Origin of the sequence: Candidatus Chlorohelix allophototropha (genome assembly GCF_030389965.1) — a bacterium.
In the GTDB taxonomy this organism is placed as follows: Bacteria; Chloroflexota; Chloroflexia; order Chloroheliales; family Chloroheliaceae; genus Chlorohelix; species Chlorohelix allophototropha.
Window position 1 is genome coordinate 1276223 of the sequence record NZ_CP128399.1, and the last position, 25885, is coordinate 1302107.

Sequence of the window (25885 nt, forward strand, 5' to 3'; positions counted from 1 at the left end):
CACAAAAGATTAAACCTAGATATAAGAGCAACTTGCGCAAGTGGGTTGCTCGAAAAATCTCCTCAAGCGAAATCTGCAAATTAAGAAAGCCAAGTCTCAAAACTTCCTAAATTATGTTATTTGCCAGTTTAACCCACTATAGGGTAAAATTCATTTACTGTAGTATCAATCCTAGGATTCACTCTCACTGGTGTGTCTAATCTAATTGGAAACGTAGTGCGGCAAAGAAGCCGCCAAATGCTCAACGAGTGTGGAGGTATCTACTGTTATGATGACGAAACAGGTAGTAAGACGCGCCGCTCTGTTTGGATTAATGAGTCTGGCTATGATGCTTAGCTTTACTGTTTTTGCGGCAGCACCCACTTACGCCGCCTCTCCCACCATTGCATCTCTTGCACGCCAAGAATTGCTGGTACAATCGCTATTAGCCCCTGCTAGCGCACCCCTTGCCACTGTAACCGGACCAACCCAATCGCACGACCCGGCTAATCCCGGCAGCGATGTTTACGCCTATTCCAGCTATTCGGTAAACACTTACAACATTTGGCATATGCAAGGGCTGGCAATTTGGCCCACCGCAGTTACCTATCTTATACCGACCGGAACAGTCCCCGCAGGTGGCTATCCGGTGATTGCGGTCAGTCCCGGCAAATTCCTCGATAGCACCAGCAATTATGACCAGTTGTTGCGCCACTTCACCCTCAAAGGCTACATCACTCTTTTCATTGACACCGACACGGGAGTGGTGGATTGCCAGCACAGTCGAATGGCAGGCGAGTTCCTTGATGGTATTAAAAAGACCATCACCAACAAGTTGAGCGGCAAAGCCAGCAACCCGCCCAAAGTAGCGTGGTGGGGGCATTCAATGGGCGCAAAAGTAGAAGCGTTAGCAGCCCGCATGACCACCAACAGCGCCTACATTGCTCCTACCGCAGTCATCGCCAACAATTTCAGCAATAACAACGGCGGTGTGTGCAGTGATGATGCCATTGCCGGAGCCAACACTATCCCCGCTTCGATTTGGTACACCATAATCAAAGGTGACAACGATACGGTAGCCGGTAGTGACCCTCAAAACCTGTATAACGCCATTCCGCAAGTAACTCATCGTCAACTTATCACGGTAGTGTCCTATCCTGACATCAGCCTGAACGCCGATCATTACGCCCCAATGACCAACTACAATATTTTGGTCGGTGGTACACTGGACGCTTTGGATTGGTGGCTCTATTGGAAAGTGGCAGTTGGCGCGTTCAACTACCATTTCAAAGGTGGCTCGGATATTTGGGCATACGGTTCGCAGCGCACCAATGGCGGCATCGACTCCAGTGGTCGCCAAATTTTGCATCAGGTATCATAAAACCAACGCTTGAATCAAAATATAAGCAAGGGGTTTAAAACCCCTTGTTTTAAACCCTTCGTAACTACTCACCCCCTAACCCCATCAAGGGGGAAAGAGGGAAAGGAAGTATAGGGGACACCCCTATGACCCCGGCGGGGAATTTCCCCTGCACCCCTTTTCGTTTGTTTTGTACCCAAGCTGAGTTGTTACAACCATTCTTGCAAGAGAAAATAAAAAGAACCGCTGCTGCTCATCAGCGGTTCTTATGTTTTAGGAAGGAGTATAGAGAGAAAACATCGGAGAATTAGATTTTGTAAGCACGTCGCTTACCTCCCTATCTTATCCCCGCAAGCTCAAACCGACTATGTATTTATTCACCATTTCGCCGTGATTAATATCACAAACTGACTTTGCCAAGATGTTCTAGGAATGCTAATATATATAGATTGAAAGGATTCTATAGATTGAAACAGCTTCGGGCTTTGCTGGCATTGCTCATAGTGATGTTGGTGGCTGGCTGTAGCGAGGAAGTAACCGCTACAGCTATACCCGACATTCAGCCTAGCCCGGTGGTGGGAAACGGCACCGGCGATATTAAAATCGGGTTGGTTGGTCCGCTCACCGGCGCAAATGCGGCTTACGCAGCGGCAATGCGGCGCGGGGTATTGCTGGCATTGGATGAGCTAAAGCAAAACGGCTGGCTGAACGGACGTAAAATCTCATTGATAGAACGTAACGACCAATCCAGCCCCGACATGGCGAAGGTAGTGCTGGCGGATCTGGTGGATAAGGAGCGGGTCGTCGCAATTATCGGAACGGTCAGCGATGAGGTAGGTTTGGCGGAAGCGCCACTGGCAAATCACTGGCAAGTGCCATGGCTGGTCCCGGTTGTCACCAGCCAGCGAATTACCCAGAACGACAGCAGTTATATCTTTCGCCTAGCAGTGCCAGATGTAGTGCAGTTCGAAGAAATTCAAAGCTTTTTCCAGAAACGCGGTTATAGCCGTTACGCCCTAATTACCGATAGCAGCAAGGCGGGTCAGGAAGGGCGTAAGACTTGGCAGACATTTTTGAAAAGTAAAAATATCAGCCCGGTTTTTGATGAACCGTTTTACACTGACGATAAGAGCGAAAGCCAGAAAGAATATGCCGCCCGCGTAAAAGCAGCAGCGCCTGAGGCTATTTTCTTCTGGGGCAGCGCACCAGCTTGCGGTCAACTGCGCGCGCTGCTGGCAGAACAAGATTTTGTTATCCCGATTGCGGGAAGCGACAACCTCAGTCTTTTAAGTTTTGGCAAAGGCTTGCCGGTAATCGCCGAAAATATTTTTCTGCCCCAGACCTTTATCGAGAACCCGAACCCACGCTACACCGATTTCATCAATCGTTACAAACGCTTTTTTAATACCGACACGATTGATTTTCCCGGTGGAGTGGCACAAAGTTATGACGCTACCCGCCTACTGATAGAAGCGCTCAGGAAACCGGGTAGCGCCGATAACCGCGAAATATTGCGGATAGCTTTGGAAGAAAGCTCTCTGAACGACGGAATCATCAAAAGCTATTTCAAACCTTGGAAAAGCGGCAGTATGCATGAAGCTTTAAACCGACAGGATGTACTAATGGTTGCGTGGCGCAATGGACGGTTGGTATATGCAGAGTAGCCTATACGATACCATATTTCACCGATTCCGCCGCCCGTATAAAAAAATTTTTCGCGAAAAGTTTTGTTTGTTACGGATTTACTCTTTGTTTACCGTTGTCTACCCTGCTTTTAACCGATAAGAATTAATCTAGAGTCAACAAAAAAAGAGTATTCGTAATATGGCAACATGCAAAAAAGGGGTGTTTAATGACACGCAAAAAGGTAATGGTTGACGGCAACGAAGCCGCCGGAAACGTAGCCTACAAGTTAAGTGAGGTAATCGCAGTATATCCAATCACGCCCTCCACCGCTATGGGGGAATTGGCGGATAGTCGGGCAGCCCTCCGGAAAAAGAATATCTGGGGAACTGTTCCATTGGTAGAAGAAATGCAATCCGAAGGCGGTGCGGCAGGGGCTTTGCACGGCGCACTCCAGACCGGAGCGCTGGCTTCGACCTTCACGGCTTCCCAAGGTTTGCTTCTAATGATCCCCAATATGTACAAAATCGCCGGGGAATTGACCTCCACTGTGTTCCATGTGGCGGCGCGTTCGTTGGCAGCACAAGGGCTTTCAATCTTCGGCGATCATGCCGATGTGATGGCGGTACGTGCTACCGGATGGGCAATGCTCGCCTCTAACAATGTGCAAGAAGCACAAGATTTCGCGGCTATTGCTCATTCTTCCACTCTCAAGGCTCGCGTTCCTTTTATCCATTTCTTTGATGGCTTCCGCACTTCCCACGAAATCAACAAAATCGAAGAAATCGGAGATGACGATCTGCGCGCCATGATCGACCAAGACTTGATTCAGGCTCATCGCAAACGCGCTCTATCGCCAGAACACCCTTTCATTCGGGGTACTGCTCAAAACCCGGATGTTTATTTCCAAGGGCGTGAAAGCGCGAACCCTTATTATCTGAATTGCCCTGAAATCGTGCAGGACGCGATGGACAAATTCGCTTCCCTCACTGGCAGACAATACAAGCTATATGAATATGTGGGCGCGCCTAATGCTGACCGAGTAATCGTAGTAATGGGTTCGGGCGCAGAGACCGTCGAAGAAACCGTTAAGTATCTGAACGAACTAGGTGAGCGGGTCGGTGTTTTAAAAGTACACCTATATCGCCCCTTCCCAGTTAACCTCTTTTTGCAAGCGTTACCCAAAACCGTTAAAACTATCGCCGTGTTAGATCGCACCAAAGAACCCGGTAGCGGTGGCGAACCACTCTACCTTGATGTAGTGGGAGCGTTGAGCGAAGGCGGCAAGGATTTAGGCTATGACTCACATGCTATCAAGGTTGTGGGTGGTCGCTACGGTCTTTCCTCCAAAGAATTTAAACCTAATATGGTTAAAGCCATTTTCGATGAACTAACCAAAGCCGAACCGCTCACCCACTTTACCGTTGGTATCAACGATGATGTGACCTTTACCAGCCTGTCCTTTGACCCGCATTTCTCCATCGAGAAAGATACAACAGTACGCTGTGTCTTCTGGGGTTTAGGCTCGGACGGTACAGTCGGTGCGAACAAAAACTCCATCAAGATTATCGGCGAAGAAACCGACAATTATGCGCAGGGCTATTTCTACTTCGACTCGAAGAAATCCGGCACGGTCACAAACTCGCACTTGCGCTTTGGACCTGATCCTATTCGCGCCGCTTACCTGATTGACGAAGCAGACTTCCTAGCATGCCACCAGTTCGGCTTCCTCGAAAAATACGATGTGGTAAAGAACGCTCGTCAGGGAGGCGTGTTCCTGCTCAACACTTCCTACAGTGCTGAAGAAGTCTGGAACTACATCCCGGTCAAGACACAACAAGCAATTATCGACAAAAAGCTCAAGTTCTACGTAATTGACGGGCAGCAGGTAGCCAGCGACACCGGTATGGGCGGTCGTGTCAACACCATTATGCAGACCTGCTTCTTCGCTTTGAGCGGAGTGCTTCCTAAAGATCAGGCAATTGCCAAAATCAAGGAATCCATCAAGAAGAGCTACAGCAAGCGTGGCGAAGCGGTTGTGCAGAAGAACTACTTGGCGGTAGATCAAACTCTGGCAAATCTTCGAGAAGTGCAAGTACCGTTGGAAGTATCCGGTTCGTTGGTGATTCGTGATGCAGTAGTTGCAGAAGCACCAACCTTCGTACGCGATGTGCTAGGGCAGATGATTTCGCTGGAAGGCGATAGCCTGCCGGTGTCGGCAATGCCCGTGGACGGCACTTACCCCAGTGGTACAACCCAATGGGAAAAGCGCAACCTCGCTACCGAACTACCGGTATGGGAACAAGATATTTGTATTCAGTGCGGTAAATGCGTAATGGTTTGCCCTCATGCTGCTATTCGCCAGAAAGTTTATGACCCGGCTTTGCTGGAAAACGCATCCCCTACTTTCAAGAGTACAGAAGCGCGTTTCAAAGAATTCGGCGATAAACTTTACACCTTGCAGGTAGCTCCAGAAGATTGTACCAGTTGCGCGCTGTGTATCGAAGTTTGCCCGGTGAAAGACAAGAAACAGCCCGGACGCAAAGCCCTCAACTTCGCCCCGCAAATACCTTTGCGCGCACCGGAAAAAGCGAACTGGGAATTCTTCCAGTCATTGCCGGAAGTAGATCGCACCAGCCTAACCTTCGGTTCAATCAAGAACTCGCAATTGCTGCAACCGCTCTTCGAGTTTTCGGGAGCTTGCTCCGGTTGTGGTGAAACACCTTACATCAAGTTATTAACTCAATTGTTCGGCGACAGATCGCACATTGCCAACGCCACCGGCTGTTCTTCAATCTTCGGCGGCAACCTCCCCACCACTCCATGGTCGTACAACCGCGAAGGGCGAGGACCGGCTTGGTCGAACTCGCTATTTGAAGATAACGCCGAGTTCGGGTTGGGCATGCGCTTAGCTCTGGACAAACAGCTTGAATATGTGCAAGAAATTCTGCCAAAAGTGTCCGATATCGTTGGCGCTGAATTGGTAGAAGCTTTGCTAAAAGCCGAGCAGTTGGACGAAATAGGTTTGAAGAAACAGCGCGAGCGGGTAGCCCTGCTAAAGCAGAAGTTACAGCCTGTACTGGAAGCTACCAGCGCAGATGACCCACGCTATACTTACATGAAAGATCTATCGGTACTGGCGGACATTCTCGTCAGACGTAGCGTCTGGATTGTTGGTGGTGACGGCTGGGCGTACGACATCGGTTACGGTGGTCTAGACCATGTGCTGGCAAGTGGTCGCAATGTCAAGGTACTGGTGCTAGATACTGAAGTCTATTCTAATACTGGTGGTCAGGCTTCCAAAGCTACCCCGATATCGGCAGTTGCCAAATTTGCCTCAAAGGGCAAAGCTAAACCCAAGAAAGACCTCGGCTTGCTGGCGATGTCTTACGGTTCAGTGTATGTAGCGAGAGTGTCGATGGGCGCAAACGATCAGCAAACACTCAACGCCTTCCTTGAAGCCGAAGCGTATGATGGACCCGCTATCATCATCGCCTACGCCCACTGTATCGCGCACGGCATTGATATGCGCAAGGGTTTGGAACAGCAAAAGCTGGCAGTACAATCGGGCGATTGGCCGATCTACCGTTTCAATCCTGAAAAGGCAGAGCAAGGCGAAACCCCGTTCTTACTGGATTCCAAAGACCCAACCGCAACCTTTGAGGAATACAGCAAAAACGAGGGGCGTTTCCAGGTACTAGCCAATAACGGTCAAAAGGAAGCTGCTGCCGATATGTTGCAGCAAGCTGACACTGACGTTAAAAAGCGCTGGCAGTTCTACAAGAATCTGGCAAATATGTACAAGAATGATGCGCCCGGCGGGGATAGCAAGAATTAGTAATCCTGTTGTGGGCTACCAGCAGCAGCAGCCCACAGCAATTCTAGTCAGAAAGCCCGGACAAAAATCCGGGCTTTTTCTATCACATCACTAGTCCGGCTTCGGGACGGGGAATGAGTTTGTTGAAATTCAGCACCGGGTCGTCCGGCGCAACGGGCGAGACTTTGCGAAGGTCGCGCAGAGTAGTGATACGGTCGGGATAGAGAATACCATCCAGATGGTCAATTTCGTGCTGCAAAACGCGCGCATAGAGGCTATCGGCTTCAAATTCTAGCCGCTTTCCCTCCGGGCTATACGCCACCACCCCGATTTTACCGGGGCGCACCACAAAGCCCTCGTAACCCTTAACCGAGAGGCAACCTTCGGTGGCTTTGCGCATATCCTCCGAATACCACACTATTTCCGGGTTTACCAACGCTTGCAACGGTACTTCGGCTATCTGCCCAAATCCAACCCGCTCGTGCGCCGGAATCGCAATTACTATCAACCGCGAGAACAACCCCACCTGTGGCGCAGCGATGCCGATGCCGCCAAACGTCACCCGTGAGTAATCTAGTCGCGACACCCAATCGCGCAGCCACACGCTGTCAAATTCGGCAGCTGAAACGGGCGCAGAAATTTGGCGCAAGCGCATATCAGTAAATTGCAGCACCGGATCGGCGAGTTTAGCATTTATGTCAAGTTGATTGCTCATTATGGCATTTTCTCCTTATAATATTTTGTTGCCAATCATAGCAATTTTTGCCATCAAAATAAATAGCCCCGCTTGACAATCGCGGCAGGATAAAGTCCAATAAGGGTAGAGATTGGTATTAGAAAGGGCATGAGAATAATGGCAATTACAATTGAAAATATCGTTACCGCAGAAGATGATTTTGCTTTAAGCGCAGAGCTTTTACCAACTGCACCTTTCGACTTCCACGCTTCGTTAAACTCGTTGAAGGAGAGCGGCGCAACCGACCAGACCGAAACTCTGGCGGAAGATTTAAGCTGGCTAGAACGACCTCTGATGCTGGATAATCGCCCCTTCTTGGTACGCCTTGCCAACGCCGGCAGCCTAGAACAGCCGCGCCTGAGCCTGAGATTACGCGCCGATGAAGATGCAGATTCGCTGCCCACTCCGGCGCAGCTAGAAAAAGCCGCGCAATGGGCAGACCGCCGCTTTTATCTGAACGTGAATCTGGAAGAAATACGCACTGTCCTCAGCGTGAACGAGTACGGCGAAAACCTATGCGCCCGCTTTTTCCCGGCGCGACCTACCGGCTTGGGGGGCGCGTGGGAAGGCTTGTTGCGTACCGTGATTGCCAACCAAATTTATCCCGGTTTGGCAAAACGCTTGCAAGAAACCTTCCTCACTTTCTACGGTTCAAAGGCGCGTTTCGGCGACAAAGAGTATCGGCTGTTTCCCACGCCTGAAAAGTTGGCGGAGGTGTCGCCCGATGAGTTACAGAGCATGCGCTTCAGTCGCCAGAAAGCTGGATATTTGCCCGGCATCGCCCAAATGGTTGTATCCGAACCGGAGAAATTCGATTTCGAGCGTTTGCGCCACTTGCCCGGTCACGAAGCGGTGGCGATTCTGGACGAGTTGCCGGGCGTGGGCAAGTGGACGGCGCACTATGTAGCAATGCGCGGGTTGTGCCACCCGGACGTATTCATCGACGAGAAGGGCTTACGCAAGACGCTTGCTTCCGGCTACGACCGCCGCGCCGATTTATCCGATGAGGAGTTCGAGTCGCTTACCGCAGTATTTGCACCCTATCGCACCTTTGCTTGTTATTATTCCTATATGCGGATGTATAACGTATGAGCCATGCCGAAATCGAGGAGATAGTCAATCGCGAGACTCGCGCATGGGATACGCAGGACGCAGAGCTTTTGACCAGCATGTTCCATCCCGATATGGTGTGGGTTTGGCCTCCTCACGCTCAGGCGCATAACCCCATCGATTGGATGATAGAGTTCGGGCGGTTCGACCACGACCGCTGGAAAGCATCATGGCAAGAGCTTTTCGACAGCCACCGCTTGGTACACAACCACCGTGTTATCAGGAAAATCACGCTCTCCCGCGAGGGGGATGGCGCATTCGCAGTGGTGGACATCGACACGCTATGGGAAGCGCAGGACGGTTCGCAAATGCATTGGCTTGGGCGCGTCTGCAAAGTTTACGCCAAAGTCGGCGCAGATTGGAAAATGACGATGCACACGGGCGTGCTGGAATATTAGTCTGGTAGCTACAAATAGTTCTAGTGTTTAGAGTATTATTGCGTTATGTTAAGTTGGGTGGTAAAATTGGTGGATAGAAGTACAATAATACGAGTTCAAAAATAATTTATAGCACAGATATAATGTAACTCAGAGCCTACTACATTAGGAGAAACCATAAAGTTGAAAGCCGCTTCCACAAATATGTCTAATTCTGACAAAACAATTGCCAGCTTAGAAGTAGTGCCTATTCGACAGGCTTTCCCAAATGAAGCCCGCCATTTTACAACCTGGCTTGAAACTAATATCAATGCATTAAGTGATCGGATAAATATGACTCTCACCGTAATCGAACGCGAAAAAGCGGTGGGAAGTTTTAACGTGGATTTGCTGTGTGAAGATGATGAAGGTGACCGAGTTATTATCGAGAATCAGCTAGAGCGTTCCGACCATAGCCATTTAGGGCAACTTCTGACCTATCTGGTTAACTTAGAAGCGAAAACGGCTGTTTGGATAATGACCGAACCACGTCCTGAGCATCAGAAGGTGATTAACTGGTTAAATGAAAACACTCCAGCAGATACGGCTTTCTATTTGGTTAAGGCAGAGGCTATAAGAATAGCTGATTCTCCTTATGCACCGCTCTTTACCGTCATGGCTGGTCCAGATCGACAAGCCAAAGAGGTAGGAGATAAAAAGAAGGAATGGGCTGACCGCCAGTACGCCAACTTGGAGTTCTGGAAAAGCTTGCTAGAACGCAGCAAACAGAAAACGAAGTTGTTTACCGCTATTTCTCCTAGCCGGGAATATTGGCTTGGAATCGGAGCAGGCATCACTGGTCTGGCTTTCACCTATGTAATCTTGCGGGAGCAAGGAGGAGTAGAGCTTTACATTGACTCCACCAAAGACCAAGGCTTAAAAAACAAACAGATTTTCGACAGGTTATTTGAGCAAAAGGTCGAAATTGAGCAAGAATTCGGCGACACAATCGATTGGGAAAGGCTCGAAGGGAAACGTGCCTGTCGAATTCGCAAACGTTATGATATCGGCGGTTTAGCCGATCCAGACTCCTGGTCGACCCTACAAGATCAAATGATTGAAACAATGATAAAATTTGAGCGCATTTTCCGCCCCCGCCTAAACAATATAAATGTGTAATAACTTAACTACCTTCCCTGTTACAACCATTCTGGTGCAACCTGATTGATTCTAGCTTTCCAAAGCGTTGGAGTAGGGAAATTAGCTCAAAAGCTGTGCCAGATGCCCTTTCATATGGGTAAGATACTCTGAAAAGAGGGTTTGCACCGTTATGGGTACGCCCTCCCCGATATAACACAGTTTGGAGAGCGCGTCTTGCGGTATGTAGCGCACAAGGTGCAGCAAGTGGCGATTACAACTCTCCCACAATAGCACCAGTTCTTCCCAGTTTTCCGCCTGATAGTGCTGCACCGCTACCCACTCTTCCTGCCGATAACCCGGAAAGCGCAACTCCGCTTCCAACTGCACCCGCACAAAACGCTGGTGGTTATTGGTAGCCGAATCAATCAAATGACCTAGCAGTTGCTTCTTCGACCACTCGCCCGGCGCGGCTACTTGCGCCCCCACTATCGCTCGCAATTGTCCCGACACACGCTCTATTATTTCTTTTAGTTCTGCCAGCAAAGTATCCATAATTTGCCTTTTTATCTTTTGATATTGTAATAAGCATATTTTAATGTTATAAATATAATTATAGCCTACACAAATTCAACGCTTCTCTTTTGTACTAGCATATAGAACCCCCCACCAATAGATTGCAGCAGAGAAAAAGCACAAAAGACAGTTGCACTCCAGTTAGCCACCTTTACCCTAAATATGAAAGTTCACTACAAGAAGTTTCTTACCAAAGGTGCGGTAATCAATCTTTAACACCGAACCGGGTGGTTAATCCCGGCAAAGGAAAAGTCAATGGAAGATAAACTAGAACTCCTGCTTGGAGAAAGAATTTATGAGGAACTTACCCGCCCCGAAGAGTTACAACCCTTCGAGTACAACGGATTGCATATCTCCGTTGCGGATTTGCAAGGGCTTCAAGCCGAAATTGACGAGGATCTGAATCCGCTTGGCGATGTAAATTGGATGACGAAAAAGGAAATCAAGTCTATACACTGTCAATTATTAGCAAAAAGAATTATTGACATGGGAGTCCCAAAAGCCTTATAAATAAACCCCATATTACCATCAGATAGACAGTGGAAAACAAAAAAAGGGCGGGGGTACAATATCCCTCGCCCTTTTCGATTCTTCGAGAATTAGTTATCCAAAGTGCTGGTGTCGCCGATTGGCTCGCCCAGTTCCTTGGCACGGATTACACGGCGCATAATCTTGCCAGAACGGGTCTTGGGCAGCGAAGGCACGAATTCGAGTTCGTCCGGCACTGCTACGGGACCTACGTTGCTGCGAACGTGCAACTTCAGTTCCTTCTCCATTTCGGGGCTGGCTTCGTAACCGTTCTTCAGAATTACGAACACTTTGACATGCTCGCCCTTCATCGGGTCTGGCTTGCCGATTGCCGCTGCTTCCGCAACCGCTGGGTGACTTACCAAGCTAGACTCGATTTCCATCGAGCCAAGGCGGTGACCGCTAACCTTGATTACGTCATCCACACGACCCTGAATCCAGAAATAGCCATCATTGTCACGATGCACCGCATCACCTGCGAAATAAACATCGGCGATGGTATTCCAGTAGGTTTCGTAGCGTGCCGCATCACGGAAAATGGTGCGCATCTGGCTGGGCCACGGGTGGCGAATAACCAAGAAGCCGCCCTTTTCGTGACCAACCGAGCTACCGTCCTTATCCACCACGTCCGCCTCGATGGTGGGGAAGGGCCACGTAGCGCTGCCGGGTTTCAGAGGCAGGGTCACATTGGGGGTAATCATGTGCGCGCCGGTTTCAGTCTGCCACCAAGTATCCATAATCGGCAGTTCGTGTCGCCCGATTACATCGCGATACCACATCCATGCTTCGGGGTTGATAGGCTCACCCACCGAACCGAGCAAGCGCAAGCTGCTGAGGTCGTGCTTTTGTGGCCATTCTTCGCCAAAGCGCATCAAGCTACGAATCGCGGTAGGAGCGGTGTAGAAGATGGATACTTTGTACTTGGCGCATACTTCCCAGAAACGATCCGGGTTAGGATAGGTGGGAATACCTTCGAAATAGACGCTAGTCGCGCCGGTCATGAGCGGCCCGTACAGCAAGTAGCTGTGACCGGTTACCCAGCCCGCATCGGCAGTACACCAGAACACATCTTCCGGCTTGATGTCGAAGGTGAATTTCATGGTAGCGTAAACGCCCACCGCATAACCGCCATGTACGTGTACTACGCCCTTTGGCTTGCCGGTGCTACCGCTGGTGTAGAGGATGTACAGCATATCTTCGCTGTCCATCTCTTCGCAGGGTACAACCACATCTTCGGGAATGTCGGCAACAAGGTCGTGCCACCAGATGTCGCGCCCTTCCTTCATAGGAACTTCGGTGCCTAAGCGTTGGTACACCACCACATGCTCAAGGGTAGGCACTTCAGCAGCCGCTTCATCGGCGGTCTTCTTGAGATCAACCAACTTGCCGCCGCGATAGTTACCATCGGCAGTAATAATGATTTTAGCTTCGGCATCCACGCAGCGATCGCGCAACGCGTGAGCAGCAAAACCGGCGAATACCACCGAGTGAACCGCACCCAAACGCGCTACTGCCAGCAAAGCTACCGCTTGTTCCGGCACGGCGGGAAGGTAGATACCAACCCGGTCGCCCTTCTTAACGCCCAATTTCTGGAGACCGGCAGCAAAACGATTCACCTGCTGGTACAGGTCTTTGTAGGTAATAGTGCGGGTATCGCCGTTATCGCCTTCCCAGTAATAGGCAACCTTATTTTCTACCGGGGTTCCCATATGGCGGTCAAGGCAGTTATAAACAATATTAAACTTGCCTTCGGTAAACCAGCGGAAGAAGGGTTTCTGAGTCCATTCAAAGGTGTTTTCCCACTTCTTGAACCAATGAAGCTCATTCGCCATATCATCCCAGAATTCGAAACGGTTTTCAACAGACCATTTGTGGAACTCGTGGAAATCAGTATAGCCTTTGGAGTGCATATACGCCGTAATATTGGCGTTGTCCACCACTTCCTGAGAAGGGGTAAAGACACGCAATTCATTTAAAACATGATCAGTAGCCTCGGATTTGAGGTCGCTCATCCGGTAAATCCTCCTTAATTAAGTGGCTTGCGCCCGCGCTGCTGCCTTCGCCAAAAACAACGTTGTTCGTGTCTCCATTTGTAATCCCGTAGCTAATACATGGATACGCATAGTGAGAAAAATTCCTTATGTATTAAAGCCAATCGCGGGTTGGCATCAGGACATGGTAAAGCAGGCGAATAGATACAACACATCTACCCACTATTATAGTTAATGAGAGGAAGACGGTCAATTGCTAAAATGCTCACTAATCAGCTTCTTAAGTACCTGTTTCGACATCTCACAGATTTGTGCAACTTTTCACATACGCGAAGAGGTGATTCTCAGATTAGCGCCTCATGATTATGTCAAGTTATGATGCTGTTCAAATACTAAGGAGAATACTATTCGTCACCTTCTATTACCTATCTTCAAAAAGAGAAGAGCATGTGTTTACTCTCTAATTTTCTCCGAGAAGGTCGGTTCATTACCCTCTGAGCATATCTAGCATTTTGAGACTTGCTAATTTTGAGGCTTACTAATAGTATAATTACACCTGTGGAATTAAAAGCTTTTTTATTCCGACTGAGAAAAGGTTATCACTTATTTCGGGTTTACGCCGTTTTCTATTGTGGTCGGGAGCTTTCTCCTTTTTCCCTTTAATTCTGATTGACTTTGAACATTTTATCCTTGGACGTAATAATTATCGTAAGCTTGTTGTATTATAATTGCACTGAAAAGAACAGTAGATCATAAGAAACGGATAACATGGCAAAACAAGCTGAAGACATGATACAAGTGCTGATAGTTGATGATCGCGCAGATGTGCGTGAAGGAATACGTAGTATTCTTGCGATTGAATCAACTATTGAGGTAGTAGGTGAGGCAACGAGCGGTAAAGAAGGAGTCGAACTCGCTCGAAAGTTACGCCCGAATATTACTTTAATGGATATTGAAATGCCCGGTGAGTTTGATGGTTTGGTGGCAACTCGTTTGCTAAAAAAAGATTGCAGAGATTGCGATGTGTTGATGCTAACCTTTCACGATGGACAGGAATATCTGAAACAGGCTTTGTTATGTGGCGCAAGCGGCTATATCCTGAAAGACTCCACTCGAACAGATTTAATACGTGCGGTTGTAACGATAGCTAACGGTGGGATGTTAATTGACCCTGCAATGTTACGTTACTTAATACACGATATTGCGCAAACCGATGTTTTTTTTCAAAACGGTAGTAGCGCCACTCAGAGGAACGAAGAACTTGCCAAAAAGGCTGAACTCGCAAAGAATTTGACCCGCCGTGAGAAAGAAGTATTCGAACTACTTGGTGAAAGTTTGACCAATATAGACATCTCCACACGATTAATGATCAGTCAGGCAACTGTAAAAAGCCACGTAAAATCAGTTCTTGATAAATTGGAGTTAAATGACCGGACGCAAGCGGCAGTATTAGCGGTACGTTTGGGGTTATAATTCAATTAATTGGTTGGTTATACCAGCATTGTTGTTAATACTTGCAGAAAAAAGCAGTAATTTAAAACGTTTTATTACAGCCTTCAACTTATTATTATTTATTGCTAAAACTTGGATCAGGAATAGAAAATATGAATCTCACTCGTAGTGGTTCACCTAGAGCTTTAGTAGTGGATGACGTTAGCCAAGCTGCCGAAACAGTTGCCTATATTCTTCATCTAAGCCGGGGCTTTAGTGTGAGAACTGTTTACGACCCATATGATGCCCTCAAGGTCGTAAAAGAAGAGAATTATGATCTGGTAGTTATTGATTACCAAATGCCCGGTCTGGATGGAATTCAATTACTTAAACAACTTAAAAGTTCAGATGCCTCAACTACCTACATTATTATGACCGGCAGGAACGATATGCGGGTTATAATGAATGCGCTTAAAGCAGGCGCACAGGGGTTTGTTGCCAAGCCGTTCACTCGGAACGAACTGCTGGAGTCGATTGATCTAGCGATGGAAAAAACGCGCTTGCTACGTGAACATATCCATATGCGAGTTTATGCTCCCTTATTGCGTAGCGCAATTGGCGCACTTTTAAGCGCATTGGAGTATGAACACGATGATACGGCAAATCACTCCAAACGGGTTGGCTATTACGCCGAAGAGATTTCAATTGATTTCGGAATGAGTCAGGAAGAACGACATGTAACCCAACTAGGCGCATTATTCCATGACATTGGCAAAATCGGCGTACCCGATCATATCCTGTTGAAACCAGGTTTTCTGAGCGAGGAAGAACGCTTTATAATGCGTACCCATCCTGAGATTGGCTGGCGTATTATTAAAGATGTTGAAGGATTGAGCAAAGTAGCGGAAATCGTACGCGCTCACCATGAAAGATTTGACGGAAAGGGCTATCCCGATGGACTAGCTGGCGAACAGATACCGCTTGGGGCAAGAATAGCGGCTGTAGCAGATAGTTTTGAAGCAATTGTGTCACCACGGGTTTATTCGCCGGGACGGTCGGTGGAAGAGGCGTTGGAAGAAGTACGCCGTTGTTCTGGCACCCAATTTGACCCGGATGCGGCAGAGGTTTTTCTCAAAAAAATGGAAAGTGGAAAAATCCTGTACAAACCCACTTATACACCTATAACTAACCTAGATTTTTGCGTCCAGCCTCAGCCTAAATAGTCTAGACAGGTATAGTTACTTCTGACACCTTAAAAGGACTGTAGGTGCTTCTCTCTTCCGAGATTTATGAAGGCTTTTGTGGGTTTTGTTTCTTTTCGCGTTGTTTGCGCTTGAAAAAAGTGGAAAGGCTCTCGGCATGATGTTTAGCAGCGCCCGCTGCTAATTCATCTAATGGATAGGGACTATAACGCGCCTTTTCGTAGAGCCGAGAAATTTTATCAAGCTCGGGTTGGAGTTCTGCCTCTAAAACTACAGGCGCAAGCTTTTCTTCATATTCGTGAGGAGTATCTCCCATACCTCGAAAATAACCTGCTCTTCCGGCTCGCTCTGACATATGGCGATAATGGTAGCGAATTTGCCCGCGCGGGTTGTCAGGGATTCTTTCACGGAAGAAACGACGCAATAGATTAAGCCTTCCTGAATCTTCTGTTAGTTCCTTCTCAAATCCTTCGCGCAAGCGACGTGACCCAAATAGGCTTTTTAGCCAGCTCAGCAAACTATTCCAACCCACTTTCAGCTTAATTTCTCGCCAACGTGGGCTTACCCACCCGGCTTTAATGAGAAATATAATTGCGAAATAGATGATTCCAGCCACCAACGCCGAAAGTACCAAAAGATTTAACAACAACCATAAGGCTTGAAGAAATGCCGGGACTTTGCTCGTTTCTTCCCCTTCCACAGGGGGCACAGTTTTGGTAGGAGGAGGCGCTAAAATTGAATAGTCATCTACAATATTTTGCTGCCCATTCTTATTGTCCAACGAGATATTCGGGACACGAAGTATCCCAGAACTTCCCAACCAAGCTAACCCGAACGCGGCAACAAAAGCTAGGGCGAGTAGCGCCAGCAAGTAAAAATTCCAACGAGTAGGCAATCGCGCCGGTTCTTTAAGACGGTCAACCCGCCAACCGGTGCGTAAAAATCGCAATCGTAAAAGCGCCTGTAAGGGAATACCAATTAACAATCCAATTGCGCCGATAAGTAGAATATTTGCGCGGTATTCGCTTTGCGGAACGATGGTTCCATAATAATCGCCCAGCGGAATTGCCAATAGAATAGCGCCAATCTCCAGACCTAGCGACCATTTCCAAGTAGCCCCTAATTCACTATAACTTTTGGCGTGATCAAAATTTATCCGTTCGGTGTCAAGAGACCTAAACACTGCCTCATCTTCTTCTGCCAGTTCATAAGGCTGGACATGCAGGTAAAAATAGTTGCCGGAATAGCCACGTCCGCTCAACCACGCAATACTAATCACAAACATATCAAGCGTGAAATAAAGGTCTAGTAAGCTGGAATTATAGCCTGCAAAGAAAGCCATAACACGGATAAATACCACCAGCGCCAAAGTTTCCGATAATGCTACGAAAAGGTGGTTTGGACGAAACGACTCTTCCAGCCAAATGCCCCGGTAAAAACTGGCAAAATGGGCGCCAAATACGCCAACTACCAACCAAAAATCGGGCCATTTACCATTTATCCCATAAATCATATAAATGACTGTCGCAAAAAGGCAAGTGAATTGTAGGCTGCGCAAAAGGCAAATAACCAACGTTTCAAACGCAGGAGGACGGCGTTTTCGATCCAGAATTTTCGGGTTACTATTTTGAGGGCGCAAAGTTAAGCTCTCCCGGATAGGTAATATCAAAAACGGGTAGATTCATTGCCCTTAAAGCTTCAATTCCGGCTGGATACTGAGATGAGTAATTACTACGCGCTGTAAAAATTGTAATAAGGGTAAAGCCGGCTTTTCTAATTCTAGCACACTCGGTAATCAGTTCAGCATAAGGTTCAAAGCTGATGAGAGCAATTGTTGACCCCCATGGCAGGGTATTACTCCAGCTTCCTGCCAATTGTTCAAAACGAGGCGAGTCAGCCTTGATTTCAATAGCGGAAAGCTTATCCAGCACTTCATACAGCCATGGAGTACCACTTTTAGGATGCATTTCAGGACGATTTAATCCCTGCGCAACAGTTTTCTCTCCCGCACTCCAGTAACTATTATCTTCCCAACCCGGATCATTTCCATTGCTGTACAAACCGAAAGACTGGCGCAACTCATTGGCGCGCACCATCAGCGAAGCCGCAACCGAAATCGAAGCCTCAGCCGCCTGCCGAAAATTGAATGCCAGATTGGGAGGATGCAAATCCAGAAACACTGCAAGGGGTATTATACGGGTACGCTCGAATTGCTTAACCTGAAGCTGCCCGATACGGGCGGTATTGCGCCAATCAATATAACGCGGGTCGTCGCCCGGTTCATAGTTGCGCACCCCCGCGATTCGACTTGGGTCAGGCAAAAGAGGCTGGCGAGTGCGAATATTGCCAAGCGGGAGACGACTGGGCAATTGTAGCTGTTCCAACGCGAAAATCTGAGGGAAAACTGTCAGGCGTGAGCGAGCACCCCAATTCAGTCTTTTGCCAAAATTATCGTTCCCGCCATCAAATATTACCCCGGCGCGCCCTTCAATTGGTCCAACCCGGTAACGCCCGCGCCGTTTACACTCTACCCGGTAATTGAGTTTGATTTTTTCTTCGCTACGTAGACTCAATAGCCATTCAGGACGAGGGGTAACATTCAGCCCCGATGGTATATAGTCGTAAACTACTACCCATGGAAGTGGTAACTTGCTACCGTTATGGGCAATAACCTGTACCTCAAACGTATCGCCTACGAATGCCTGTTTCTGCATTTCGCGGCTAAGGCGCACCCGGCGAACGGCATAATTTAGCCACAATCGGTTAAATAGCAGTAGCGAGAGTAAAGCCATCACCACTAACCCAAGCAGCCAAAAACCCTCCCAGATGCCGGGAATCAGCAACAATATGAGAATAATCAGGAGAACTCCAACCACAGTTAGCTCTTTTTCGCTATTACTGCGTCGTTTGGTACGTCGAGGGTTTTTAGCAGGTCGGCTAGAATATTTTCGGCTTTGCGTCCGCGCATCATACTCTCGCTACGAACAATCAGGCGATGGGCAATTACCGGATTTACCAGCGCCTTAATATCATCCGGCAACACATAATCGCGTCCCAGTAGGGCAGCTTTAGCCTGAGCACAGCGCACTAACGCCAGCGTACAGCGTGGGCTACCACCTAACGCCAGTTCAGTGTGATTTCTCGTAGCATTTACCAGTTTAATAGCATAATCCAGCAGTGCATCATCAATATAAAGATTGCCGATAGCTTGCTGGAGTTCCACCAGTTCTTCAGAAGTAGAAACAGCAGTTAGTTCGTTGATAGGGTGGCGGGTTTGCTGACTGCGTACCATTTGTCGCTCAGCCATCGGCGAAGGATAACCGACCTCAATCCGCATCAGAAAACGATCTAACTGAGCTTCGGGCAAAGGGAAAGTGCCTTCATATTCAACCGGGTTTTCAGTCGCCATTACCAGAAAGGGACGAGTAAGAACCTTAGCTTGCCCTTCAATCGTCACCTGTCGCTCACCCATTGCCTCCAATAAAGCGGATTGGGTGCGCGGTGTAGCGCGATTGATTTCGTCTGCTAACAGTACGTTGCTGAAAACAGGACCGGGATGAAATTCAAATTCGTTGCTGCGCTGATTGTAAATCGAAACCCCAATAACATCATTCGGCAATAGATCGGGGGTGAATTGCAAGCGCCGGAAATTGCCGCCAATACTAATGGCAAGAGCGCGCGCCATCATCGTTTTGCCAACACCCGGCACATCCTGCAAAAGAATATGCCCATCTGCCAGTAACGAAACGAGAGCAAGCTCGATAACCTCGCGCTTGCCCACTATTACTTTTTCTACGTTACGGGCGACTTTTTCTCCCCAATCGCGCGCTTTCGAGGCTATTTGAGCGTTAACCTGTAAATTGGAGGACATCCTTCACCTAGATTCCAATCGAAACCGCTTTGGTTTCGAGATAAGCCTGTATCCTTTTGGTGGACAGATAAATTATGTCACTTTAGGTAGTTCCATGCAAATTTAAATTTTGCTACCGGAGGTAAATAATATTGCAGGATGGCAATTTAAAAGAACTAAAGCCCCCATCGACAATCATTGCACTTCCGGGGGCTGCTTCAAAGTTATAATCAGCCCCAACAAGTTGCGGGCTTTCTAAAAAGCGATAGCCTGACGAATTCCACTCCCGTTCCAATAACAATTGCCACCTGATTCTCAAGTTTTCCCGTAAAAACGCTCCCATTGCGTGTTTACAGCAGGCAATTAGAGAGCAATATCGCGGGATGCCCTGACGAATAGCGGAATCCTTTCAAGAGGAGCTTCTACCTCAATTGATTGTCCGCCTCTATAAACCTTGCCCGTTGCAACCTCGCGCCAGTCAACTCCGATAGGTAGGTAAACGTGTCTTTTTCTTATATTTGCCGCCAGTACCGGGGCTATCAAAATATCCGCACCAAACAAAAATTGGTCGTCAATTTCATAACATTGCGAGTCAGCCGGAAAATCGAAAAACATGGGGCGCATCGGTGGCGTACCTTGTTCATGCGCTTTACGCATCTGTTCCATGAGATAGGGCTTTAGGCGTTCGCGCAGATGTAGCAAGCCAGATATTATTTCATAGGCTTCTTCACCAAAAGACCATACTTCATTAGGCGCACCGGTAGCTTTAGTTTCATTATATGGCTCGCGGAAGCCGTGTAGCCTGAAGATCGGACAAAATACCCCATACTGAAACCAGCGAACTATTAACTCACGATATTCGGGCGAATCGAGATTTCCGCCCAAAAAGCCGCCTATATCGGTAGTCCACCACGGTATGCCACTCATAGCAATGTTTAATCCGGCAGTAACCTGCGCCCGCAGTGATTCAAAGGTAGGTGGTATATCGCCAGACCATACCACAGTACCCCAGCGTTGGCTGCCCGCCCAAGCAGAGCGAGAAAGCAAAAAAATCTCGTCTTCTCCTACCGCTCTCATCCCCTCATAAAAGGTTTGCTGGTGCAAATAGGGGTACATGCAACCAATTTGCTTGCCGTCTCCGGCGTAGTAAACCAAATTATCATAATCAAAGTTGGTTATCTCCGGTTCGCAGGCATCTAGCCACCAACTCTTGACACCATTATTGTAATAACCATCGCGCACTTGCTCCCAAAAATAATGGCGTGCCTCTGGGTTGGAAGGATCATAAAGCGGAAAGAAAATGGGATGGGGTGATTCTATATCTCTAAATAAATTTACTCCGTTTACCCCCCGTTTGGTACGCACAAATAAACCGCGTTCCAACATCTCAGCGTAATTGCGACTGGCAGTATTGAGATGAGGCCAGATGGAAACCATCACCTTTATACCCATCTCTTCCAGTTCGCGTACCATTCCAGCAGGGTCAGACCAGTACGTGGGGTCGAACTGCATATCACCCATTCTAGTCCAATGATACGCATCTATGATTATCCCGGCTAACGGCAAGCCGCGCCGTTTGTACTCGGTAGCTATTTCCATTACTTCAGCTTGACTAGTATAGCGCAATTTACTTTGCCAGAAACCCACCGCCCATTCAGGCAGTATCGGAGCAAATCCGGTTGCACCCGCATATTGCGCCATAATTTCATAATAGCTGTTGCCCGCTGTAACAAAATAGTCTAACTGGCTAGTGCAATTTGCCACCCAACGAGTTGTGGTCTTACCAAACTCTACTCTGCCTAGTGTAGGATTGTTCCAAAGAAAGCCATACATACGGTTGGAAACATAAAATGGGATGGTTACTTCAGTGTTGCGCTGCATTAAGTCAATAACACAACCCTTTTGATCCAGTAGCCCGTGTTGATGTTGCCCAAGCCCGAAGATATGCTCACCCTCATAAGCCTTGAAACGAGCCTCTATCTGAAAATTATCCTCGTGCAAATCCTTATAACTACGCCCCGGCAAAGTATTTAGTGCGCCGGATAATTCGGAGAGCAATTCCACCTCAGATTCGCTATGGTAAAAACTGATTCTCCCCTCATCTGAGAGTTTCGCGGTGAGTAGTCCGTTTTGTATAATCGCCTCCTTGAGTCCGATAGCAATACTACATTCATCAGACTGAGGCTCTAACAAGGCACTTAAACTAGTAGGATTGATGCGATTCAGGCTGCTTCTAACTCGTAAGCTGTTCTTACCCCATGGCTCTAACCATAATGTTTCATAGCCACTGCGCCAGATTAGCCGCTTTTCCTCCATTGCAAATACGCCGACCATGCTTTATTTTCTCCTTGCTTCTAATTACAATTCTCAAGCGCCTAAATTTTCACACTAATCTTAAATCTTGAGGGGTTTTACTCAGACTCAAAATATAATATTTTATTGGGGATATCTACACAATCCTTGACGGGTTTTGATGTTTTTTTGCCCTTTTTTTTATCATTAGCTAATATTTCTGATTATGTAAAGTTGTTTGCGGCATGTTTTTTACCCAATATTTATCTTATCCATAGGCTGAATTAATGTATAATATTTCAACTGGTATCATACCTTAGTAAGAGAATAAATAATAAAGAATGATGAAAATTAAAGAAGTTTTGAACTATGCTTCTCCCGAAGAAGCGCAACAAGCCGGAGAGCATATCCAAGCAGTAATAATTGTACCTTTTCATAGCAATGGAATCGTATTGTGCCGTAACCGTTGGCGCGGCTGGGAATTTCCCGGCGGTGGAGTAGAATGGCGTGAATCGGTTTATAGCGCGGCTGGGCGTGAACTGGTAGAAGAAACCGGAGCAGAATTCTCCAGCCTTGAATTTGTACAAGTGTTATGGTTAGAGCGGAATATTTATCGTTCGTTGAAAATTGCTCTATTTTATGCTGAAGTAACTCAGTTGAATGCACATCATGATTTTTATGAAATATTGGAAGTAAAACTTTTCAATAAATTGCCCTCGCCTCGTTTACTAAGTTACGAATGTGAAGACGAAATTTACCAGATTGCGCTAGATGCTTACCAGAAAGCAGCTTGATTTCGTCCTAGCCATAAGCTCACCACAGTATCTTCTGTAGTATCTACACGATGAGGTTCTATAGTTATGGGATTACTTGGCATTGACCTTGGCACTAGCTCGGTTAAAGTTGTCGTAATTGATGAACTGGGGCACACCTTAAGCAGTAGCAAAGGGGAATATTCGGTCATTTCCGAGCAACCCGGTTGGGCGGAGAGCAACCCGAACGAGTGGTGGGAAGCTACGATTACAGCAGTTCGGAACGCTTTAGCCATTCTAGAGGGAGTCAAGATTGAGGGTATCGGGCTTAGCGGACAGATGCATGGCGTTGTTCTGGCAAATAGCGCGGGGGAATTTATACGTCCCGCAATCCTCTGGGCTGATAACCGCGCAGAATCCGTTTTAGAGCAATACCGGAATTTACCGCAAGCAACTTTAAACCGACTGGCAAATCCGCTTGTGCCGGGAATGGCGGGACCGATTCTTTGCTGGTTGGCTAAATATGAACAGGATATTTATAACGCGGCACGGTGGGCTTTCCAGCCTAAAGACTGGATAAGGTTTTGCCTGACGGGGGTTGCAGCGGCTGACCCCAGTGATGCCTCAGCAACTTTGCTTTATGATTTGATTGCCGATGAATGGCTGGACGATGTTATTACTGAACTTGAACTGGATCCTCAATTATTACCACCGCTGCTACCCTCGCAGGCTATTGCCGGAACGCTCACCAAACAAGCCGCAGAAGTTCTCGGCTTACCGACCGGAATTCCAGTGGCTACCGGAGCAGCCGACACTGCGGCGGCAGCGCTCGGTACAGGTTTGTTTGATACCGAAGTGGTTCAATTTACAATGGGAACAGGCGCACAGTTTCTACAGCTATGCAACAAGCCACTACCTGACTCAAGCGGACGTACTCATCTTTATCGCGCTGCCACCGAAGCAAGTTGGTACAATATGGCAGCGGTTCAGAACGGGGGTCTGGCGTTGGATTGGGTGCGGCGAGTACTCAACGCAAGTTGGGATGAGCTTTATAGCAGTATCGAAACCATTTCGCCCGGTTCTGACGGGTTATCCTTCCTACCGTACCTAACAAGAGAACGTTCTCACCATCCCAATCCGGCAAGTACAGGGGCATTTCTAGGAATGCGTATTGACCATCGCCGAGAACATTTTTTACATGCAGCTTTAGAAGGGGTTGCTTTTGGGATTCGAGTGGCGCTTGAAGCGTTGTCCGGTACAGAAAGCATAACTACGCTGCGGATGGCAGGGGGTGGCAGTGTAGAACCAAAATGGCGGCAAATGCTTGCAAATATTCTTGGACGCGAATTATGGATAGTGGATACGCCCTCCGCCTCTGCACAAGGCGCAGCAATTTTGGGGGGCATCGCCGCAGGTATTTGGGCGAATACAGCAGCAACCTTACATTTTGCACCGTCAACTCAGCTTGCGGCTATTCCCGACCCATCTCAGAAACAGCTTTATGATGAGATTTTCGCAAAATATTTGTAGTTGTTCAGCCACAACATAGTGGTTTGATTTCATTAAACCACAATTAGATTGCCCTATAGCGCTAATTTTTAGGACTATAAGTAGCCCGGGGAATCTATCAAATAAAGCAAAGGTTAGTTTGACGTTTAGATAAACCAAAGGGCAAGCAGTGTTGGCACAACTTGCCCAGACGAGTAATGTTCTAATTGAGAAAGGACACTACTCGTATGAACCTTAACACACTTAAAGAATTTCGGCACGAAATCTATGACTGCTTTGAATACGCCAGTGACGCATTGTTTAATCTGGCGGATGCCCTTATGACAGAAAGCCAGGCTCAATCGGTACTGGAACTGACCCTTTCGCCCAATTTTGAGCGAAAATGGCCCAGTTTGTATGAGGCTTTGCAAATGGGTCAAGTTAACCAAACTCGCTTCGAGCAAACCATGGTGCGCTACGCCCCTCATCCCTTCGATGGTGAAAGATTGGTACTGGCAGTGGATGCTACCAATATCGAGCGACCCTTTAGCACTACATCTGCAGATCGTGGCTGGCTTTACAAACACAATCTGCCCAATTGTGATAAGCCCGTGACCGTGGGTTGGCAATTCTCGACCGTGGTGGTGGTGCCGGCTCAAACCAGTAGCCATACATACATTGTCTCCAACCGCAGGATCAAAACCAGTCAAACACCAGCAGAGGTAGCCAGCCAGCAACTGAGCGAATTGCGCCCATATTTTGCTGAAAGACCGCTCAATCTGGGAGACCGGTACTACCCCACCAAAGCATTTATTCAAAATAGCAGTAAGGACTATGACTTGCTGCTGCGGCTCAAGTCTAACCGAGTATTCTATCGAAAAGTGGTGAGAGATGAGCAGAAACGAGGTCGCGGCGCTCCCGCTAAACACGGTGCTCGTTTCCAATGTAATGATCCCAATACGCACGGTTTGCCGCAGCGAGTGTGGGTTGGGACGGACGAAAATGGACACAAACTGGTAGTAAGCGCATGGACTGAGCTGCATTTGAGGGAAGCACCTGAACTGGCACTGAGCATAATCCGAATACAGCGTGAGGCAGCCAGTGGTAAAACCCATGACCCTCTGGAAAGTTGGTATGTGTGGTCGGGTCAAACTGAGCTTGACCTGACGCAAGTCTGGTCGTATTACAAGAGGCGTTACTCGATAGAACACGGCTATCGTTTTGACAAACAAGATTTGTTGTGGGAAAAACCACGCTTGCGCTATCCGAGCCAGTTTGAGTTGTGGACGGCGATAGTCAGTTTGGTACACGACGAATTGCAAATCGCTCAAGGCTTGGGCTTGGAAGTGTTGCGACCTTGGGAAAATAGTCAACGACAGCCAAGCCCTCAGCAAATTCGACGAGGCTTGTCCGGAATAATTGTGCAGTTGGGCAGTCCGGCCAAAGCCAGCAAAGTGCGAGGAAATGGGAAGGGTCGAGCGGTTGGCACCAAAGTAAGACCGGCTACCCGCTATAAGGTGGTCAAAAAGGGGTTTTCTACCTCTAATTTGACGAATATTCGCTGTTAAATTTGCTGGTAACTGGCTACAAACTGTCATTCTTTTGTAAGTTCCGATACGGGTTTCTATTTCCTATAGCCCCGTTTATCTAAACGTCA

The 25885-nt window shown here is 47.8% G+C and carries 19 protein-coding genes; 12 read left to right on the top strand and 7 right to left on the bottom strand.

The window, feature by feature from the left end; genetic code table 11:
* The first annotated feature begins 268 nt into the window (after positions 1-268).
* The 3 genes from OZ401_RS05380 to nifJ all read left to right on the top strand — a co-directional run bounded on the left by OZ401_RS05380 (position 269) and on the right by nifJ (position 6800).
* A complete protein-coding gene (locus OZ401_RS05380) occupies positions 269-1360 on the top strand; it encodes an alpha/beta hydrolase family protein (protein ID WP_341469682.1) in 1092 nt (363 codons plus the stop codon).
* 446 nt (positions 1361-1806) lie between these two features.
* Positions 1807-3003, top strand: a complete 1197-nt coding sequence (locus OZ401_RS05385; RefSeq protein WP_341469683.1) for an ABC transporter substrate-binding protein — start codon at positions 1807-1809, stop codon at positions 3001-3003.
* Between the two features lie 188 nt (positions 3004-3191).
* Entirely contained in the window at positions 3192-6800 is a 3609-nt protein-coding gene (nifJ, locus tag OZ401_RS05390) for a pyruvate:ferredoxin (flavodoxin) oxidoreductase (protein WP_341469684.1), read from the top strand.
* Between the two features lie 82 nt (positions 6801-6882).
* On the opposite strand, the gene def is transcribed toward nifJ, so the two are convergent.
* Complete coding sequence (def, locus tag OZ401_RS05395) at positions 6883-7494, bottom strand: peptide deformylase (protein WP_341469685.1); 612 nt, start codon at positions 7492-7494, stop codon at positions 6883-6885.
* Between the two features lie 138 nt (positions 7495-7632).
* Between def and OZ401_RS05400 the strand changes: the two genes are divergently transcribed.
* The 3 genes from OZ401_RS05400 to OZ401_RS05410 all read left to right on the top strand — a co-directional run bounded on the left by OZ401_RS05400 (position 7633) and on the right by OZ401_RS05410 (position 10160).
* On the top strand, positions 7633-8607 hold the full coding sequence (locus tag OZ401_RS05400) for a DNA-3-methyladenine glycosylase family protein (protein ID WP_341469686.1): 975 nt from the start codon (positions 7633-7635) through the stop codon (positions 8605-8607).
* Complete coding sequence (locus tag OZ401_RS05405) at positions 8604-9023, top strand: YybH family protein (RefSeq protein ID WP_341469687.1); 420 nt, start codon at positions 8604-8606, stop codon at positions 9021-9023. Before OZ401_RS05400 ends, OZ401_RS05405 begins: the two co-directional genes overlap by 4 nt.
* A gap of 162 nt (positions 9024-9185) precedes the next feature.
* A complete protein-coding gene (locus OZ401_RS05410; protein ID WP_341469688.1) occupies positions 9186-10160 on the top strand; it encodes a DUF4268 domain-containing protein in 975 nt (324 codons plus the stop codon).
* A gap of 81 nt (positions 10161-10241) precedes the next feature.
* Here the strand turns inward: OZ401_RS05410 and OZ401_RS05415 are convergent, their stop codons facing one another.
* A complete protein-coding gene (locus OZ401_RS05415; RefSeq protein WP_341469689.1) occupies positions 10242-10673 on the bottom strand; it encodes a DinB family protein in 432 nt (143 codons plus the stop codon).
* 276 nt (positions 10674-10949) lie between these two features.
* On the opposite strand from OZ401_RS05415, the gene OZ401_RS05420 reads away from it, so the two are divergent.
* The gene (locus tag OZ401_RS05420; protein WP_341469690.1) at positions 10950-11204 is read left to right on the top strand and encodes a hypothetical protein; all 255 of its coding nucleotides are present in this window, start codon (positions 10950-10952) and stop codon (positions 11202-11204) included.
* Positions 11205-11293: 89 nt separating this feature from the next.
* Here the strand turns inward: OZ401_RS05420 and acs are convergent, their stop codons facing one another.
* On the bottom strand, positions 11294-13234 hold the full coding sequence (acs, locus tag OZ401_RS05425) for an acetate--CoA ligase (protein WP_341469691.1): 1941 nt from the start codon (positions 13232-13234) through the stop codon (positions 11294-11296).
* Positions 13235-13981: 747 nt separating this feature from the next.
* Between acs and OZ401_RS05430 the strand changes: the two genes are divergently transcribed.
* Both OZ401_RS05430 and OZ401_RS05435 read left to right on the top strand, forming a co-directional pair.
* The gene (locus tag OZ401_RS05430) at positions 13982-14686 is read left to right on the top strand and encodes a response regulator transcription factor (protein WP_341469692.1); all 705 of its coding nucleotides are present in this window, start codon (positions 13982-13984) and stop codon (positions 14684-14686) included.
* 131 nt (positions 14687-14817) lie between these two features.
* The gene (locus OZ401_RS05435) at positions 14818-15867 is read left to right on the top strand and encodes a response regulator (RefSeq protein ID WP_341469693.1); all 1050 of its coding nucleotides are present in this window, start codon (positions 14818-14820) and stop codon (positions 15865-15867) included.
* 64 nt (positions 15868-15931) lie between these two features.
* Here the strand turns inward: OZ401_RS05435 and OZ401_RS05440 are convergent, their stop codons facing one another.
* The 4 genes from OZ401_RS05440 to OZ401_RS05455 all read right to left on the bottom strand — a co-directional run bounded on the left by OZ401_RS05440 (position 15932) and on the right by OZ401_RS05455 (position 22030).
* A complete protein-coding gene (locus tag OZ401_RS05440) occupies positions 15932-17485 on the bottom strand; it encodes a DUF4129 domain-containing protein (protein ID WP_341469694.1) in 1554 nt (517 codons plus the stop codon).
* Positions 17469-18722, bottom strand: a complete 1254-nt coding sequence (locus OZ401_RS05445; RefSeq protein ID WP_341469695.1) for a DUF58 domain-containing protein — start codon at positions 18720-18722, stop codon at positions 17469-17471. The genes OZ401_RS05440 and OZ401_RS05445 overlap by 17 nt, the downstream gene beginning before the upstream one ends.
* A gap of 2 nt (positions 18723-18724) precedes the next feature.
* Positions 18725-19717 (bottom strand): AAA family ATPase, encoded by a 993-nt coding sequence (locus tag OZ401_RS05450; RefSeq protein ID WP_341469696.1) that lies wholly within the window; start codon positions 19715-19717, stop codon positions 18725-18727.
* Between the two features lie 342 nt (positions 19718-20059).
* A complete protein-coding gene (locus OZ401_RS05455; RefSeq protein WP_341469697.1) occupies positions 20060-22030 on the bottom strand; it encodes a glycoside hydrolase family 31 protein in 1971 nt (656 codons plus the stop codon).
* A 299-nt stretch (positions 22031-22329) separates the two neighbouring features.
* On the opposite strand from OZ401_RS05455, the gene OZ401_RS05460 reads away from it, so the two are divergent.
* From OZ401_RS05460 to OZ401_RS05470, 3 genes are all read left to right on the top strand, one after another.
* Positions 22330-22782, top strand: a complete 453-nt coding sequence (locus OZ401_RS05460) for an NUDIX domain-containing protein (RefSeq protein WP_341469698.1) — start codon at positions 22330-22332, stop codon at positions 22780-22782.
* A 66-nt stretch (positions 22783-22848) separates the two neighbouring features.
* Complete coding sequence (xylB, locus tag OZ401_RS05465) at positions 22849-24270, top strand: xylulokinase (RefSeq protein ID WP_341469699.1); 1422 nt, start codon at positions 22849-22851, stop codon at positions 24268-24270.
* A 206-nt stretch (positions 24271-24476) separates the two neighbouring features.
* Entirely contained in the window at positions 24477-25796 is a 1320-nt protein-coding gene (locus OZ401_RS05470) for a transposase (RefSeq protein ID WP_341467900.1), read from the top strand.
* Positions 25797-25885 lie beyond the last annotated feature (89 nt).